The following is a 15,489-nucleotide window of genomic DNA, read 5'->3' on the forward strand; positions in this document are numbered from 1 at the left end:
TAAACGTTTGGTTCGAACCAGGTTGAGATTAGCGAAGGGTCAGGCCGCTTCGCCCTTTGAGGCATGGGCCTGAATGACGCGCGCGAGCTTGGCCGCAGGTGCGTTCGAGAGCTGAGCGAGCTTGGTCGCCGGGGCCATTATGAGCCCCACGATCTTGCCGCGCAGTTCGTCGAGCGACGGCAGTGAGGCAAGCGCCTTCACGCTGTCGACATTCAGGACGGTTTTGCCCATCGAGCCGCCGAGGATGACGAACTTCTCGTTCGCCTTGGCGAAATCGATGGCAACCTTTGGCGCCGCAACCGGATCTTTCGAAGTTGCGATCACGGTCGGCCCCTTCAGCAGGGAACCGATGGAAGCGACGTCAGTGCCTTCAAGAGCAATTTTGGCGAGACGGTTCTTCGAGACCTTCACCGACGCGCCCGCCTGCTTCATCTGCATGCGCAGCTTCTGCATCTGGGCCACGGTGAGGCCGGAATAGTGAGCAACGACCGCGACGCTCGTGGTCTTGAAGACCTCATTGAGCTGTTCGACCGCCTCTTTTTTTGCCGCTCGTTCCACAGCAAGCTCTCTCCGGTTGGCGGCCTTTCCGCTAGGACAGGACCGCCGGGTTGCACCCATCGTCCCGCCCAAAACCTGATCCTCGGGGCCGGAGCCCTTCGGACATGCCGGGCAAGACGACATTTAGAAGCCTGCCCTCCCAGAGCCTTGCGGCCATGGGGTGTCGAGGTTCGAACCAAACCAGCCTCCCGCCGCGATCGGCTCGCGGCGGAGAAGGCGAAATCCGGTCTTCACCCGTCTATGCAGGCCATGCGATTAAGCCATTGAGAACGTGACGTTCCCGCTGGCGCCTGCAGTCTCGGACAGGATCGGGCTATCGGCCGAGGCCGAACGCCCTGCCCTCATTCCCCCGGAGCGAAGAGTTTCCTTCCTTTCGAGCCATCCTTGCGGACATGCGGAAAGGAATGATCTCCTATCGTATCGGGTTTTCGGAATGCGAGCACAGACATGCCAGCAACGGCTAGCACGCCCGGAGCGCGCTATTTAGCGAGTTCGGTCCAGTTTGCCAAGAGCAAAATTCAGACCAGTTCCTGAATCGCGGAGACGGGTTTCATCGCCATGCGAGCCGTTTCAGACGCCCTTGACTTGGTATGGCAACGGCTTCCCGGCGAAAAAGGCCTCGAGATTGGCGAGCACACAGTCTTGCATCGCCACATGCGATTCCAGTGTATGGCCGCCGATATGCGGCGATAGCACGACATTCGGAAGCGCGGTCAGGGCATCAGGCGGATGCGGTTCCTGTGCGAACACGTCGAGGCCGGCCCCCGCAATCGTCTGACCGGCCAGTGCGGCAACCAGCGCCTTCTCGTCGATCACGGAGCCGCGCGAGACGTTGACGACGAAGCCTTCACCGCCGAGCCGGCGCAGGATGTCGGCGTTCACAGCGTGGTTGGTGTCGGCCCCGGCGCGCACCGCGACCATCAGCACGCTGCACCAGTCGGCCAGCGCCTCCAGGCTCGGAAAATAGTGATAGGGCACGTCGTGTTTCGTGCGGCTGAAATATCCGACCTCGGTCTCGAAAGCAGCCACCCGGGTGGCGATTTTCCGGCCGATCGCGCCCAGCCCATAGACGCCGACCCTGCGGCCACGCATTCCGGCTTGCGGCCGCATCATCGGCGATGGCTTTGCCCCCGCCCAGTCGCCGCTTCGCACGTAATGGTCGGCCACTGGCAGACGTCGGACCGAGGCTAGCATCAGTGTCACCGCGATATCTGCCACCGAAGTCGCGTTCGCGCCTGGACTATGACCGACCGCGATCTTGCGCGCTGCGGCGGCAACAAGGTCGACGCCGTCATAGCCCGTGCCGTAGCACACGATCGCCCCTAGCTTCGGCAACATATCCATTGCGTCAGCGCCGAGCGGCGTGCCGCCGGCGGTGATCAACGCGCGGACGTCGCCAAGTTCTGCCACCGCGAACGCGTCGGCCGGCCGTTTGCCGGCAGCGTTCAACAAATCGTAGCGCTCGCCGAAGCGCACCATCTGGGCTTTGGGAAAGCGCGAATAGATCAGGACCTTGTGGCGCATTCTTGTTGTTTCCTGCGAGAGGCCTCACACAGCAAACAAAAGAGCGGAATCGGTTGCCCGATCCCGCTCTTCCTTATTCATTGCGGCTCAAGCCTTAGCCGAGCAGCGTGCCCGGCTCGACTTTCACGCCCGGGCCCATGGTGGAGGAAACCGCCACGCGCTGGATATAGGTGCCCTTGGAACCTGCCGGCTTCGCCTTGGCGACTGCGTCTGCAAGTGCCTTGACGTTCTCGACCAGCTTGTCCTCGGAGAACGAAGCCTTGCCGATGCCGGCCTGCACGATGCCGGCCTTCTCGACGCGGAACTCGACCGAGCCGCCCTTGGCGCCCTTCACGGCGTTGGTGACATCCATGGTCACGGTGCCGATCTTCGGGTTCGGCATCATACCGCGCGGGCCAAGCACCTTACCGAGGCGACCGACCAGCGGCATCATGTCGGGGGTGGCGATGCAGCGGTCGAAATCGATCGTACCGCCCTGCACTTTCTCGACGAGGTCTTCAGCGCCGACGACGTCGGCGCCGGCAGCCTTGGCTTCCTCGGCCTTGGCGCCGCGCGCGAATACGCCGACTCGCAGCGTGCGGCCAGTTCCGTTCGGCAGGATCACGACGCCGCGGACCATCTGGTCGGCGTGACGCGGATCGACGCCGAGGTTGATCGCGATCTCGATCGTCTCGTCGAACTTCGACTTGGCGCGCTCCTTGACCATCTTGATGGCATCCGCGAGCGGATAGAGCTTCTCACGATCGACACCCTCGCGGGCCTTCTTCAGACGCTTTCCGATTGCCATGGCCCGTTACCCCGCAACTTCCAGACCCATCGACCGGGCGGAGCCCTCGACCATCTTCATGGCCGCTTCGACGGTGTCGCAATTCAGGTCCTTCATCTTCTTCTCGGCGATCTCGCGCACCTGCGCCTTGGTCACCTTGCCGGCCTTGTCTCGGCCCGGCGCCTTCGAGCCGGACTGGATCTTGGCGGCCTGCTTGAGGAAGTAGGACATCGGCGGGGTCTTCATCTCGAAGGTGAAGGAACGGTCCGCGTAAATGGTGATGATCACCGGGATCGGGGTGTTCTTCTCTTCTTTCTGGGTCTGGGCGTTGAACGCCTTGCAGAACTCCATGATGTTGAGGCCGCGCTGACCAAGCGCGGGACCGATCGGAGGCGACGGGTTTGCCGCCCCGGCCGGGACCTGAAGTTTCAGGTATCCGGTCACTTTCTTTGCCATTGACTACTCCTGTAGTGCCGAGCAATGCCGGCGGTTTCAGGTTCCGTGGTCCGGTCGAAGGGGTTGGCGACCGCCTCGTTCCTCCCACGGCCTCTATTGACGCGAGGCATATACCCCACGCCGTCCGGTCAGACCACCTTTTCGACCTGACCGAATTCCAGTTCGACCGGAGTGGCGCGGCCGAAGATCGACACCGCGACCTTCACGCGCGAGCGCGCCTCGTCGATTTCTTCCACCACACCAGAGAACGAAGCGAATGGGCCGTCGGCCACGCGCACGTTCTCGCCGATCTCGAACGACACCGACGCCTTCGGTCGCTCCACGCCCTCCTGCACCTGATGCAGGATGTGCATCGCTTCGGCCTCCGAGATCGGCATCGGCTTGTTTTCCGCGCCGAGGAAGCCGGTCACCTTCGGGGTGTTCTTGATCAGATGAAACGCCTCGTCAGTCAGTTTCATCTTCACCAGCACGTAACCGGGGAAGAACTTGCGTTCGGCGTCGATCTTGCGGCCGCGGCGCACCTCAGTGACCTTCTCGGTCGGCACCAGCACCTGCTCGAACAGTTCTTCCAGCCCACGCTGCTTCGCCTGCTCGCGGATCGACTCCGCGACCTTCTTCTCGAAGTTCGAATAGGCGTGAACGATGTACCAGCGCTTGTCCATCAATTGAGTTCCGCTGTTCATCAGTGGATGCCCAGTATCAGGGTGACCAGGTAGCGGATGACTTGATCCGCGGCGAAAAAGAATATCGAGGCCAGCGCCACCATCACGAACACCATGATGGTGGTGATGGTCGTCTCGCGCCGCGTCGGCCAGGTGACCTTGGCGGTCTCCGAGCGCACTTCCTGCAGGAATTTGAACGGGCTGAAAGCCATTCTTCTCAAGTCCACGTCCGTCACAGGACGATTTGCAAAAGCTTCGGGGAATCCGAACAGCCGACCTCTGGGACCCAGCCCTCGTTTGAAGGTTGAGCCGATAAACGAGCTCGATTGTTCGGGGAATTTAAAGCCGCGCCGGATATCCGCGATCCAAGCGGGCCGGCAGCGAGTGGCGGCTATCTACTGCGGGACCGGCCAAACGTCAAGGTCGGTCGAGGCCGCATCCAGGCCTGCCCGCTCCGGGCCGGGTCGTACAGGCTCCGTCAAATCAAGGGCCTAGCCGGGCCGGAAACCAGGGGAGCCACGACTGCCCGGGTCCTTCCGCCGCAGCCACCTTACCCGGCAAACCGGTTCTGGATCGCCTGGTCGAGCGTGTCGCTGCCGGCAAAGCGCTGCCTAAGCTCGCGCTTCAGCAGCTTGCCGCTCGGGTTCTTCGGCAGGCTGTCGATGAAGATGACGCGCTTCGGCACCTTGAAATGCGCCATTCCCGCTTCGCAGTGCTTGATAACGGCGTCAGCCTCGAGCGTCTCTCCGGCCTTGACCACCACGATCGCAGTGACCGCCTCGATCCAGCGCGGGTGCGGCAGACCGACCACCGCCACCTCCGACACGGCCGGCAGCCGGTAGATCATCTCCTCGACCTCGCGGCTAGCGACATTCTCGCCGCCACTCTTGATCATGTCCTTCACGCGGTCGACGACCGTGATGTAGCCGTCTGCGTCGACGGTGGCGAGATCGCCGCTGTGGAACCAGCCGCCGGCGAAGGCCGCGGCGGTCTTGACCGGATCGTGGTAGTAGCCGGAGAGCAGGTGCGGCGAACGGTGCACGATCTCACCCACCTCGCCCACCCCGACGTCCTGCATCTCCGCGTCGACGACGCGCGTCTCGACATTGATCGCCGGTTTGCCGGCCGAGCCCGCCCTGGGCAGTTGATCCTCCGGTGTCAGCACGGTTGCAAGCGGCGCGATCTCGGTCTGACCATAGAAGTTCCAGAACCTGACATTCGGCAACCGGCGCTGCAGTTCGAGCAGCACCTCGACAGGCATAATCGACGCGCCGTAATAGCCCTTGCGCAAGGTCGACAGATCGGTGCGATCGAAGGCAGGCGAGCGCAGCATCGCGATCCAGATCGTCGGCGGCGCAAAGAAAGCTTTGATCCCGTGCGCCGCGATCAGTGACAGGATGTTGTCGGGCACCGGCTTGCCGGTGATCAGGCTGGTGGCGCCAAGATAGATTGCTGGCCCGAGAAAGACGTCGAGCTGCGCACAATGATAGAGCGGCAGCGCATGCAGGACTGTGTCCTCCGTCGCCATGCCGCCATCGATGATGCAGCTGACATACTGCCACATGACGGCTTCATGGGTCAGAATCGCGCCCTTGGGCAGCGATTCCGTGCCGCTGGTGTAGATGATCTGCGCAGGGTCGCGGCTGTCGACCGACGTCTCGGGCGCCGAGGCGTCGCTGTGCAGCAGCTCGTCGAAAGTCATGACGCCATCAGGCGCTGCGGCCGGATCTTCGCCGGGAAACCAAATCAAGGTTTCGACAGCCGAGCCTTTGGCGGTCGCGGCGCGCGCCTGCTCTACGAAATCACGGCCCACCGCGAGCAGCCTCGCCCCCGAATTGACGAGGATGAAATTGATCTCGTCCGGGTTCAGCATGAAGTTGATCGGCACCAGGATCGCGCCGATCCGCGCGACGGCGAAGCGCAGGGCCGCGAAGGCGTGCGAATTGCGCGACAGCACGGCGACGCGATCGCCTTTCTGGATGCCGTGACCAAGCAATCCGCGCGCAAGCCGATTGCAGACCGCATCCATCTCCGCGAACGTCCAGCTTACCTCGCCGCAGATCAGCGCGGTCTTTTGCGGATAGCGGCGAGCGGAGCGGCGTAACAGATCGCCGATGCTATGCTCCCGTGCGCGTTGGATCGTCGCCCCGATATCTCCCGTCATTGTCCCTCCCCAATCATGTCATTGTCGTTGTTGTCGCATCAGGCGGGGGAGCTACCGTCGCCGCGCCGCATGAGCGTGTTCCATGTACATGTGCTCGACCGAGCGATCGAGCGAGGCGATTTTCTCGAAGCCGCGCCGCCAATCCTGCAGATGTCGTCGCGTCCAGAGCGCGCCTGCCTCCTTGTCGCGACGCTTGATGGCGTCGAGCAAATGGCGGTGCGCCTCGACGAGGCGCGCACCGCCTTCAGCGATACGACCGACGATCATCTCGGTGGTCGGGAAAAACAATTGCGCGGCGGGCTCGCGGGCGAGCTGCAGCACGCGATTCTGCGAAGCCTTGGCGATCAGCACGTGGAATTCGGCGTCGAGCTCGGCGAGTGCCGCGGGATCGGCGACCACTTTCTCGCTGCGTTCGAGATTGTCGGCAAGCTCGGCCACATTTGCGTCGGTCGCGCGCTCCACCGCACCCTGGATGCTCGCCGCCTCCAGCGTCATCGACGCTTCGAACAGTTCGCGGAAGGTGACCTCGTGCAGCACCAGCGCACGCGACAGCCTGGTGGCGAGCTTGTTGTAGCGTGGCAGGCAGGCGTGAAGCCGTCGGCTCGAGTCGCGCTGGATCAGGCCGCCCTCCTCGAGCACGCGGATGCCTTCGCGGACGGTCGAACGGTTCACCCCGAACTGCTGCACGAGCTCTTGCTCGGTGCCGATCGGCTCTCCGGGCTTGATCCGGCCGTTGACGATTTCCCGCTCGATCGCGTCCGCGACCTTCTGGTAGGCCGGCGCGACGTCGATGCGTCGAAAGAATGGCGCGGTAGGCACGTGACCTCTCGGATTGGCGATTGTCGGACAAAAAATAGTTTGGTGTCTGTGAGGCGTCAATTTGCTGTCGCTTGTGCCAAATGTCGCAGCCTGCCGAGACAAATTGACTCCCGGTCGAGCCAATTCTAGCTTTGTCGGACAAATCCAGAATAAGAACGAGGGGAGGCACCGCGCCATGAGGGCGATCTTCAAGACGATAGCTGCGGGCGGATTGTTTTCGGCGGCACTGGCGGGACCCGCGCTCGCGCAACAAACCGCACTCAAGATCGGCGTCCTCAGCGACTTCCAGTCGGTCTATGCCGACATCGGCGGCATGGGCAATGTCGAAGCGACCAAGATGGCAATCGAGGAGTTCGGCGGCACCATGTTCGGCAAGCCGATCGAGCTCGTCACCGCCGACGTGCTCAACAAGGCCGACATCGCCGCCACCATCGCACGCAAATGGTACGAGGCAGAGAACGTCGACATGATCATCGACATGCCGACCTCGGCGACCGCGCTCGCCGGCATGGAGATGTCGAAGCAATTCGAGAAGATCATGATCGTGACGGATGCGGCGAGTTCCGACATCACGGGGAAATCCTGTTCGCCCTACACCGTGCACTGGACCTACGACACCTACGCCAACGCGCACACCGTCGGCAGCGCGATCGTGAAGAACGGCGGCGATTCCTGGTTCTTCATCACCGCGGACTACCTGTTCGGCCATTCGATCGAGCGTGACACCGGTGATGTGGTCCGCGCTGCCGGCGGCAAGGTGATCGGCAGCGCCCGCCACCCGCTCAACACACCTGACTTCTCGTCCTTCCTGCTGCAGGCGCAGGCCTCGAAAGCCAAGATCATCGGCATGGCCAATGGCGGCGCCGACACTATCAACACCATCAAGCAGGCGTCCGAATTCGGCATCGTCGCGGGCGGGCAGAACCTCGCGGGCATCGTGATGTTCATCTCCGACATCCACAGCCTTGGGCTGAAGCTCGCGCAGGGCCTGATCATCACCGAGGCCTATTACTGGGATCTCAACGACCGCACCCGCGCGTTTGGCAAGCGCTTCTTCGAGCGCATGAAGCGGATGCCGACCATGAACCAGGCGGCGACCTACAGCGCCACGCTGCACTACCTCAACGCGGTGAAGGCTGCCGGCACCAAGGAAACCAAGACAGTGCTCGCCAAGATGCGGGAGACCCCGGTCCGCGACGCCTTCACCGACAACGGCATGTTGCGTGAGGACGGCCGCATGGTGCACTCGATGTTCCTGTTCGAGGTCAAGAAGCCCGAGGAATCGAAGGCGCCGTGGGATTACTACAAGGTGCTTGCCGAAGTGCCGGGCGATCAGGCGTTCCGCCCGTTGAAGGATGGCGGGTGCCCGCTGATCAAGTGAGCGAAGACGTCCGTGGCCGGGGCTCAAGGCCCTCTGCCAACGCATTCAAATTGTTCGGTAAAATCTGGCGGGAGTGGCATGGCTCGAACCTGCGACCCCCGGTTTTGGAGACGGGGGTCGGCCCGCGCGGGAGGCCAAGCGCATCGCAGGCCGCATCCTGAATGGCGGTGATTTGGTCGAGGATTTGCGGCGTCATCTTGACGTCGCGCAAGCCGCGCTCGCGGGAAATATCGAAGTGAAAATTATTCTGATTTCTCTTCGCCGGCGTCACTAGGCCGTTGTGGTGCGCCTGACGCTGCGCTTTCGCAGATTCGCCGGATCGTGATGCGGACGTCGCCGCCGTCCTCACCGACGTGGGATTGCGGGGCGCGGCCCCACCCGCGATCCAGCAGGATGTTGGCGGCCTGTATCCGCGCGGCGTCTGAGTGCTCGGGCTGCCGCATGATCGACGCCAGAACGCGAATGCTTTCGGCGGTGTATGACCGGCACACTGACCGTATGTCCGGGGGCGGGCATCGGCCTGCCCCCCGTTTGACACCTAGGCGGGCTTTTGCAACCTGACACGGGCCGTTAATTCACCAACAGCGGACTTGAGATAGACCCGTCGATGTACACAGCCGACGTGAACGCGCGGGCTGCCGAATTCACGCGTCGAGCTTCTGGGACCGGTACTCGGACATCTTCTGCGCCGCGATGATGACCTCGACCCGGTTCCTGGCCTGCATCTTCTGCATCAACTCGGTCATGTAGTGCTTGACCGTCTTCTCGGTGATGCGCAGCGTCGCGGCGATCTCCTTGTTGGTCATGCCGCGCAGCAGCAGCCGCACGATCTGCCCCTCGCGCATGCTCAGCTTGATGGCCTCGGCGACGCGGTGGCGGACGTCTTTGTTGCGGAGCGCGTCGATCACCCGGGTGGCGAAGCCCTGGGTGATGTAGGTCTCGTCCTTCAACACGGCCCGGGCGGCGGCCATCAATTCACACTCCGCTGAGCGCTTGAGGACGTAGCCGTGGGCACCGGCGTCGAGCGCCCGGACGGCATGGTCGACGCCGTGCTGACCGGTATAGGCGATGATCTTGATCGCGGGCATGGCGCCGCGGATGGTGCGGATGGCGGCGTAGGTCTCGTCTGGAACGGCCGGACTCAGAACCATCAGGCTGGGGACGTGAAGACGGGCCAGCTGGACCATGTCGGCCGCGCTGGATCCGGTGGCGACCACATTGAAATCGGGCGGGGCCGAAAGATAGGCGGTGAGAGCGGTCATCATCAAAGGCTGATCTTCGACAATCGCGATCGTAATATCGGTCATTAACTCACTCCTGAAACGCTACGTCACAAATACCTGCTCCGTTTTTTTGAACGGTGATCAAATCATTGAGGAGAAAGCGAAAAGTTTAAGGCCACAAATCAAACATAATCCGCTAAATCCGTCTCCCTATCTTCGGAACGTATCGACTAAAATGCAGGCGGCAGATCGTCGCGGCCAGGTTGCCGGAAACTCAGTCGCCCGTTTCCAGTGGTGTGTACGGGCCACGCTCAGCGCTCGCGGAAGGCGCGGGTCATTTGGTCGGTGAAGGGTTTTGCCAGATAGGAGGCCGCGGTGCGCTCTTGGGTGGAGACGAAAACCTCCGCCGGCATGCCGGGGACGAGCTTCAAACCCTTCTGCTGGACGAGGTCCTCTTCGGCCGGAAGCAGGCGGACATGGGCGATGTAGTGCTCCTGGCCGTTGGACGGGTCGCGGGCCGAAGCCGGCGACACCATCGCGACCTTGCCCTTTAGCTCCGGTGTGGTGGTGCGGTTGAATGCGGAGAGGCGGATGCGCGCCGGCTGTCCGACCCTCACCTGGTCGATATCGGCCGGCGAGATCTTGATCTCAAACTTGAGATCCGCGTTCTCAGGCACCACGGTGGCGATCTTGGCCGCCGGGGTGATGACGCCGCCCACCGTGTAGGCGAACAGTTCGTTGATGTAGCCGGAGGCCGGGGAGCGGATCTCGGTGCGCGACAGACGGTCCTCGATGGCGAGCTTGCGTTCCTGCAGTTCCGCGATGCGCGCCTCCACGGTGCGCAGCTCCTTCTGGGCCTCGGTCGAGGCGTTCTGGTCCACGGCGATGATCTGCAGGCGGATTTCGCTGGTCCGCACCTTGGCGCGGGCGATGCTCGCCTGGATCTCGCCCTGTTCGCCCATGATGCGCGCGTAGTCGCGCTGGGAGGTGTAGACGCGCTGGTACTCGACGATCTTGCGGTCGAACAGCGACTGCAGCTTCCCGCGCTCGGCGCCGACCAGCCCGATCTCCTCGATTTTGGCGGCTAGGCGGGCCTCCATGCCCCTGATCTCCTCCCCGGTCTGGCCGATCGAGAGCTCAAGCTGCTCCTTCTGGCTGTCGCGGGCGGTCTTGTTGCCCGTGAACAGCCGGGCTTCGCCGTGGATCACCGCGGGAGCGGTCGAGGGAAACAGGTCGTGAATGTCGGCGGGAAATTCGACCGAGGGCAGATTGTCGCGTTCGGCCACCAGGCGGGCGCGACGCCCCAGCGCCTCGACCAGCTGGGCGCGCACGATCAGATGCTCGGCCTTGATCTGGACGTCGTCGAGCGTAGCAAGCACCTGGCCTTCGCGGACTTGGTCGCCCTGGCGCACCGACAGCGTCTTGACGATGCCGCCGTCGCGGTGCTGCACCTCCTTGAGGTTCTGGTCGACCTTGACGGTCCCGGCGGCGACCACCGCGCCCTCCAGCATGGCCCAGGCCGCCCAGCCGCCGCAGCCGGCCACCAGCAGCGCGCTCAGCACCAGGCCGGCGAGGATGCGCGGCCACAGCCGGAGCGGCCGCTCGCGGGACAGGTTTCGCACGGGGTGCGGTTGCGGGGCGAATTCGAATGCGTCGACCTGCTTCATGGCTTCTGCCCTCAGGAATGGAACGCTGCAAACTGCAGATTGTGGTGTCCGGTGACCTCGATGGTCGTGACGTCGTCGTCGCCGGAGCCGTTGGCGACGTCGATCGCGGTGTACTTGCCGTCGGCGAGCTCCTCGAAGCGGAAGCGAACGGGCCGGACATGGTGGCCGCCGTCGTTCTGGTCGAGGTAGATCTGCTCGAACAGATCGGCGACCTGTTCCTTGTCGTCGCCGTCCTTGATGGTGATCTGGTAGGTGGCGGCGACGATCTTGTCGCCGACCGTGAAGTCGGTGATCTTCTTCACGACGTTCTGCTCCGAACCGTCGTCGCACTGGAACGTGAAGCAGTCGTTGCCGGCGCCGCCGGTCAGGACGACCGGTCCATTGCCGGCATGGATCACGTCGTCGCCCGAGCCCGCGATGATCTCCTCGAAGCCCTGGATCAGATCCTTGCCGATCCCAAGTCCCGTCGCGGTGCCGTCGCGCAGGTCGATGGTGACGGTGATAGTGGTCTCGGAATAGTCCAGGACGTCGTTGCCCGAACTGCCGTCGTAGCGGTCGTCGGCGCCGTCGGCCGCCGCCAGCACCACGTCGTCACCGCAGCCGCCGTTGACCACGTCCGATCCCGCGCCGTCGGCAATGGTGTCGTTTCCGGTGCCGCCGGCCAGCACGTCGTCGCCAGTTCCTCCCGTCAAGGTGTCGGCGCCGGCGCCGCCGGCGATAGTGGCCGCGGCGACGCCGGCCGCGATCGCATCGTCGCCTGCCCCGCCGAGCACGATGTCGAATTCCGCGACCACGTCCTCGCCGATGTCCTCGCCGGACGCCCGACCGGAGGCCAGATTCACGTTTACCTTCCGGACGGCCGCAGCGTAGTTCAACGTATCCGTCCCGCCGCCGCCGGTCAGGGTGTCGTCGCCCGCGCCGCCCGTCACGACATCGTCGCCGGCGCCGCCGTCGATCGCAGCCGAGGCCGCTCCGGCCGTCAGGGTATCGTTGCCCGTGCCGCCGATCACGGTCTCGAATTCCGAAATCGCGTCCTCGCCGATATCCTCGCCGGAGGCCCGGCCGGTGGCCAGATTCACGTCGATGGCTCGCGTAGCCGACGAGTAGTCCAGGACGTCCTTGCCGGCGCCGCCGGTGTAGCGGTCGTCGGCGCCGTCGGCCGACGCCAGCACGATGTCGTTGCCCTCGCCGCCGGCGACGAGGTCCGCTCCGCCGCCGTCGGAAAGGACGTCGTTGCCGGTGCCGCCGTCGAGCGTGTCGTCGCCGGCTCCCGCCAGCAGGATGTCTCGGCCCGCGCCGCCGTCGAGACGGTCGTCGCCGTCCTCCCCCTGCAGCGTGTCGTCGCCGTCCTCGCCGAACAGGCGGTCGTCGCCGGCTCCGCCGAACACCACGTCGTTGCCCGCGCCTGCGAACACGATGTCGTTGCCGGCGCCGGCATAGACCACGTCGTTGCCCGCGCCCGCCAGAATGTGATCGTCGCCGTCGCCGCCCGAGAGCCGGTCGTTGCCGCCGCGGGCGTCGATGCTGTCGTCGCCGCCGAGCGCCACGATGGTTTCGGCGCATTGGGTGCCGAGCAGGGTGTCGTCGCCCTCGGTCCCGAAGATCGGCGGCGCCTCGACCACGTTGAAGTAGGCCGTCTGCATCACGACGTGGGAGCCGTCGCTGATCGCATAGGTCAGCTTGACCTCGCCCAGCATGTCCGGGGTGCGGTCGAACTCCCAGCCGTCCGCGGTCCGGGTCAGCGTGCCGGAGGACGAATAGATGCCCACCACGGTGAGCCTGTCGCCGTCCGGATCGGTGGCGCCGGCCAAGAGCGCCGCCAACGATATGGCCAGCCCGTTGCAGGCCACGACGTCGGGAAGATGCACCGCGCCCGAAAGACGAGGCGCCCGGTTGCGGTGGTCGGGTGGCGGAGGATGGCGCGGGTGCCTGTCGTCACCCCCACCACGGTGGTCGGGTGGCGGAGGATCGCGCGGGTGCCTGTCGTCACCCCCTCCGCCACCCCCACCGCCCCCACCGGCCCCGCCTCCGCCAGGAGGGGCCTCGTGGCGCGGCTTCGGACGGTCGTCGTTGGCGGTCTTCGGGCTCTCGCCCGATCCTGTTTCGATCTTGGGCGGGTCGGTGCGTGACCGGGCGCTGAAATCGGTCGACCCGGACGAGGCGCGCTCCTCGTCGGCGCGGGCCGAAATCCTGACCTCGTCGGTCCGGCCGGACGAGGCCGCGGGCGCCTCCTCGGGTTTCGGCTCGGCGGCCGTCAGCACCTCCTCCTTGACCGTCTCCGGCTCGTCGCCGCCCGAGCCGCGGGGCTGGCCGCGGTCCTCGCTGGCTTCGAGCTTCACGGGCAGGAAGCTCTTGAGATAGGCCGAGCACGAGCCCACGATCAGCAAGAAGATCAGAGGGACGAAGCGGCGGCGGCGGTCGTCCTTCTCCTGGTAGTCTTCGCGGCCGGGGGCGGCCTCCTTCGCGCTCGAGCGGGTGGCCTGGACGTTGATCGTCATGCAGGCCTCCTGACGATCTTGGTCTCCGGAATCCTGGTCTCGGAAGGCGTGTCGGCCGGGGCGGCCGGGGCGGGCTGCAGGGCCGGGGTCATGATGTCCTGCTTCTTGCCGAAGGCGACCATGCGGCCGGCCTGGATGATGGCGACGAGGTCGACCGCGACCAGGGCGCTCGGCCGGTGCGCGATCACGATGGCGATGCCGCCGCGGGCGCGGACGCCCTCGATGGCGGCGGTGAGCGCGGCTTCGCCCTCGCCGTCGAGGTTGGAGTTGGGCTCGTCCATCACCACCACGAAGGGGTCGCCGTAGAGCGCCCGGGCCAGCGCGATGCGCTGGCGCTGGCCGGCGGAGAGCGCGCAGCCCTGCGGCCCCAGCCTGGTCCGGTAGCCTTCCGGCATCTTGACGATCATGTCGTGGACGCCGGCGGCCTTGGCGGCCTCGATCACCTTGCGGTAGTCGGGCTCGGGTTCCAGGCGGCAGATGTTGTCCTCGATGGTGGCGTCCATCAGCGCGACTTCCTGGGGGAGATAGCCGATGTGCCGGCCGAGGTCGTCCTCGCGCCACTGGGTGAGGTCGGCGCCGTCGAGCCGGACGCTGCCGCGCAGCGCGGGCCAGATGCCGGTTAGCGCCCGCACCAGCGTCGTCTTCCCGCCGGCGGAGGGGCCGATGATGCCGAGGGCCTGTCCGGCCTCGAGCTCGAAGCCGACCTCGCTCAGCACCACCTGGCCGGATCCCGGCACGGCGATGGTGATTTTCTCGACGGAGAGGCGCGCGGCCGGATCGGGCAGCCGCATCGGCTCGTCGGCGGCGGCGAGCGCGATCACGGTGTCGCGCAGGCGGTGGTAGGCCATGCGCGCGGCGATGAAGGCCTTCCAGTTGCCGATCGCCAGATCGACAGGCGCCAGCGCCCGGGCGGACGCGACCGAGACCGCAATGATGGCGCCGGCGGAAAGCTCGCCCTTGATGGCGAAATAGGCGCCGAGCCCGAGCAGGGCCGACTGCAGCATCATGCGGAGCACGCGCGAGACCGCGGCGAAGCTGCCGGTGATGTCGTTGGCCCGGGTCTGCAGGTCGAGATGCTCGGCATTGGCCTCGTTGAAGCGGCCGACGGCGCGGCCGGCGAAGCCCATCGCCTTGAGGACCTCGGCGTTGCGCGCGTTGCAGTCGGCGATGCCGTTGCGTTCCACCGCCGCCCTGCGGGTGGCGACGATCAGGCGCCGGGTCATAACCTCGCTTACGACGGTGAGCGTGACGAGGACCAGGGCGCCGGCGAAGGTCAGCGCGCCGAGCATCGGGTGGAGGAAGTAAATGAAGGCGAGGTAGATCGGCATCCACGGCAGGTCGAACAGCGCCGAGGGCCCCTGGCTGCCGAGGAAGCCGCGTACCGTATCGACGTCGCGGCCGCGTTCCAGCGCCTCCGACGTGGAGAAGCCGAAGCGCGGCATGTCGATGGCGACGCGGTGCGCCAAGGGGGCGATTTTGCGATCGATCCGGGCGCCGACCCGCACCAGCACCTGGGAGCGGACGACGTCGAACCCGCCCTGGAACAGATAGAGCCCGATCGCGAGCGCCGACAGCACCACCAGGGTGGGAATGCTGCCGCTGGTCAAGGCGCGGTCGTAGATCTGCATCATGTAGACAGAGCCGGTGAGCGCCAGCACGTTGATCATGCCGGAGATCACGAAGAGAAACAGGACGATGCCGCGGAAGCCGCGGGTCAGTTCGGCCAGGCGGCGGCGCTTGGCGGGGGTAAGCTCTTTCGACTTGGGCATGT

Annotated in this window: 13 protein-coding genes; 1 reads left to right on the plus strand and 12 read right to left on the minus strand. The window is 65.1% G+C overall.

All coding sequences use genetic code 11. The features are described 5' to 3' along the window. Positions 1 to 39 precede the first annotated feature (39 nt). From rplJ to JQ553_RS05525, 8 genes are all read right to left on the minus strand, one after another. Positions 40 to 558, minus strand: coding sequence for a 50S ribosomal protein L10 (gene rplJ / locus JQ553_RS05490; RefSeq protein ID WP_212498904.1), 519 nt, complete (start codon positions 556 to 558; stop codon positions 40 to 42). 570 nt (positions 559 to 1,128) lie between these two features. After that, the gene (locus tag JQ553_RS05495; RefSeq protein ID WP_212498905.1) at positions 1,129 to 2,082 is read right to left on the minus strand and encodes a 2-hydroxyacid dehydrogenase; all 954 of its coding nucleotides are present in this window, start codon (positions 2,080 to 2,082) and stop codon (positions 1,129 to 1,131) included. Positions 2,083 to 2,176: 94 nt separating this feature from the next. Further along, the gene (gene rplA / locus JQ553_RS05500) at positions 2,177 to 2,869 is read right to left on the minus strand and encodes a 50S ribosomal protein L1 (protein WP_212498906.1); all 693 of its coding nucleotides are present in this window, start codon (positions 2,867 to 2,869) and stop codon (positions 2,177 to 2,179) included. A gap of 6 nt (positions 2,870 to 2,875) precedes the next feature. Further along, positions 2,876 to 3,304, minus strand: coding sequence for a 50S ribosomal protein L11 (gene rplK, locus JQ553_RS05505; protein WP_024509064.1), 429 nt, complete (start codon positions 3,302 to 3,304; stop codon positions 2,876 to 2,878). A 128-nt stretch (positions 3,305 to 3,432) separates the two neighbouring features. Then, on the minus strand, positions 3,433 to 3,966 hold the full coding sequence (nusG, locus tag JQ553_RS05510) for a transcription termination/antitermination protein NusG (protein ID WP_212499660.1): 534 nt from the start codon (positions 3,964 to 3,966) through the stop codon (positions 3,433 to 3,435). 20 nt (positions 3,967 to 3,986) lie between these two features. Continuing rightward, positions 3,987 to 4,178: a preprotein translocase subunit SecE gene (gene secE / locus JQ553_RS05515; RefSeq protein ID WP_212498907.1), complete on the minus strand. Its 192-nt coding sequence runs from the start codon at positions 4,176 to 4,178 to the stop codon at positions 3,987 to 3,989. Positions 4,179 to 4,516: 338 nt separating this feature from the next. Further along, positions 4,517 to 6,130, minus strand: coding sequence for an acyl-CoA synthetase (locus tag JQ553_RS05520; RefSeq protein ID WP_212498908.1), 1,614 nt, complete (start codon positions 6,128 to 6,130; stop codon positions 4,517 to 4,519). Between the two features lie 51 nt (positions 6,131 to 6,181). Then, complete coding sequence (locus JQ553_RS05525) at positions 6,182 to 6,949, minus strand: FCD domain-containing protein (RefSeq protein WP_212498909.1); 768 nt, start codon at positions 6,947 to 6,949, stop codon at positions 6,182 to 6,184. 175 nt (positions 6,950 to 7,124) lie between these two features. On the opposite strand from JQ553_RS05525, the gene JQ553_RS05530 reads away from it, so the two are divergent. Further along, on the plus strand, positions 7,125 to 8,330 hold the full coding sequence (locus tag JQ553_RS05530; RefSeq protein WP_212498910.1) for an ABC transporter substrate-binding protein: 1,206 nt from the start codon (positions 7,125 to 7,127) through the stop codon (positions 8,328 to 8,330). Positions 8,331 to 8,974: 644 nt separating this feature from the next. Here the strand turns inward: JQ553_RS05530 and JQ553_RS05535 are convergent. The 4 genes from JQ553_RS05535 to JQ553_RS05550 all read right to left on the minus strand — a co-directional run bounded on the left by JQ553_RS05535 (position 8,975) and on the right by JQ553_RS05550 (position 15,487). Then, a complete protein-coding gene (locus JQ553_RS05535; RefSeq protein ID WP_212498911.1) occupies positions 8,975 to 9,637 on the minus strand; it encodes a response regulator transcription factor in 663 nt (220 codons plus the stop codon). Positions 9,638 to 9,864: 227 nt separating this feature from the next. Continuing rightward, complete coding sequence (locus JQ553_RS05540; RefSeq protein ID WP_212498912.1) at positions 9,865 to 11,220, minus strand: HlyD family type I secretion periplasmic adaptor subunit; 1,356 nt, start codon at positions 11,218 to 11,220, stop codon at positions 9,865 to 9,867. Positions 11,221 to 11,231: 11 nt separating this feature from the next. After that, positions 11,232 to 13,718, minus strand: a complete 2,487-nt coding sequence (locus tag JQ553_RS34845; RefSeq protein ID WP_212498913.1) for a calcium-binding protein — start codon at positions 13,716 to 13,718, stop codon at positions 11,232 to 11,234. After that, positions 13,715 to 15,487 (minus strand): type I secretion system permease/ATPase, encoded by a 1,773-nt coding sequence (locus JQ553_RS05550; RefSeq protein WP_249143994.1) that lies wholly within the window; start codon positions 15,485 to 15,487, stop codon positions 13,715 to 13,717. The genes JQ553_RS34845 and JQ553_RS05550 overlap by 4 nt, the downstream gene beginning before the upstream one ends. Positions 15,488 to 15,489: the final 2 nt, after the last annotated feature.

Origin of the sequence: Bradyrhizobium lablabi, from assembly GCF_018131005.1 — a bacterium.
Lineage (GTDB): Bacteria > Pseudomonadota > Alphaproteobacteria > Rhizobiales > Xanthobacteraceae > Bradyrhizobium > Bradyrhizobium lablabi_D.